Origin of the sequence: Proteus genomosp. 4 str. ATCC 51469 (genome assembly GCF_003144375.1) — a bacterium.
Lineage (GTDB): Bacteria > Pseudomonadota > Gammaproteobacteria > Enterobacterales > Enterobacteriaceae > Proteus.
This window is the reverse complement of record NZ_PENV01000042.1, coordinates 1-1,504: the sequence shown is the minus strand read 5'-3', so window position 1 is coordinate 1,504 and position 1,504 is coordinate 1. Positions and strand designations below refer to the sequence as shown.

Below are 1,504 nucleotides of genomic sequence, written 5' to 3'. Positions count from 1 at the left end.
CTGTCTCACGACGTTCTAAACCCAGCTCGCGTACCACTTTAAATGGCGAACAGCCATACCCTTGGGACCTACTTCAGCCCCAGGATGTGATGAGCCGACATCGAGGTGCCAAACACCGCCGTCGATATGAACTCTTGGGCGGTATCAGCCTGTTATCCCCGGAGTACCTTTTATCCGTTGAGCGATGGCCCTTCCATTCAGAACCACCGGATCACTAAGACCTACTTTCGTACCTGCTCGAGCCGTCACTCTCACAGTCAAGCTGGCTTATGCCTTTGCACTAACCGCATGATGTCCGACCATGCTTAGCCAACCTTCGTGCTCCTCCGTTACTCTTTAGGAGGAGACCGCCCCAGTCAAACTACCCACCAGACACGGTCCCCGATCCAGATTATGGACCTAGGTTAGAACATCAAACGTTAAAGGGTGGTATTTCAAGGTTGACTCCATGCAGACTGGCGTCCACATTTCATAGTCTCCCACCTATCCTACACATCAAGGCTCAATGTTCAGTGTCAAGCTATAGTAAAGGTTCACGGGGTCTTTCCGTCTTGCCGCGGGTACACTGCATCTTCACAGCGAGTTCAATTTCACTGAGTCTCGGGTGGAGACAGCCTGGCCATCATTACGCCATTCGTGCAGGTCGGAACTTACCCGACAAGGAATTTCGCTACCTTAGGACCGTTATAGTTACGGCCGCCGTTTACTGGGGCTTCGATCAAGAGCTTCTCCTTACGGATAACCCCATCAATTAACCTTCCAGCACCGGGCAGGCGTCACACCGTATACGTCCACTTTCGTGTTTGCACAGTGCTGTGTTTTTAATAAACAGTTGCAGCCAGCTGGTATCTTCGACTGGCTTCGGCTCCGTCCGCAAGGGACTTCACTTACCGCCAGCGTGCCTTCTCCCGAAGTTACGGCACCATTTTGCCTAGTTCCTTCACCCGAGTTCTCTCAAGCGCCTGAGTATTCTCTACCTGACCACCTGTGTCGGTTTGGGGTACGATTGTTGGTAACCTGAAGCTTAGAGGCTTTTCCTGGAAGCAGGGCATCAATTGCTTCACCACCTTAGTGGTTCGTCATCACACCTCAGCATTAAGTGACCGGATTTGCCTAATCACTCTGCCTACATGCTTGAACCGGGACGACCGTCGCCCGGACAACCTAGCCTTCTCCGTTCCCCCATCGCAGTTACCACCAGTACGGGAATATTAACCCGTTTCCCATCGACTACGCTTTTCAGCCTCGCCTTAGGGGTCGACTCACCCTGCCCCGATTAACGTTGGACAGGAACCCTTGGTCTTCCGGCGTGCGGGTTTTTCACCCGCATTATCGTTACTTATGTCAGCATTCGCACTTCTGATACCTCCAGCATGCCTCACAGCACACCTTCGCAGGCTTACAGAACGCTCCCCTACCCAACAATACATAGTATTGCTGCCGCAGCTTCGGTGCATGGTTTAGCCCCGTTACATCTTCCGCGCGGGCCGACTCGACCAGTGAG

General features: G+C 52.9%; 1 rRNA gene. It reads right to left on the bottom strand.

The annotated features are described in order from the left end of the window. Positions 1-1,504: ribosomal RNA gene (locus DK866_RS19745) — 23S ribosomal RNA — on the bottom strand; the annotation flags it as partial.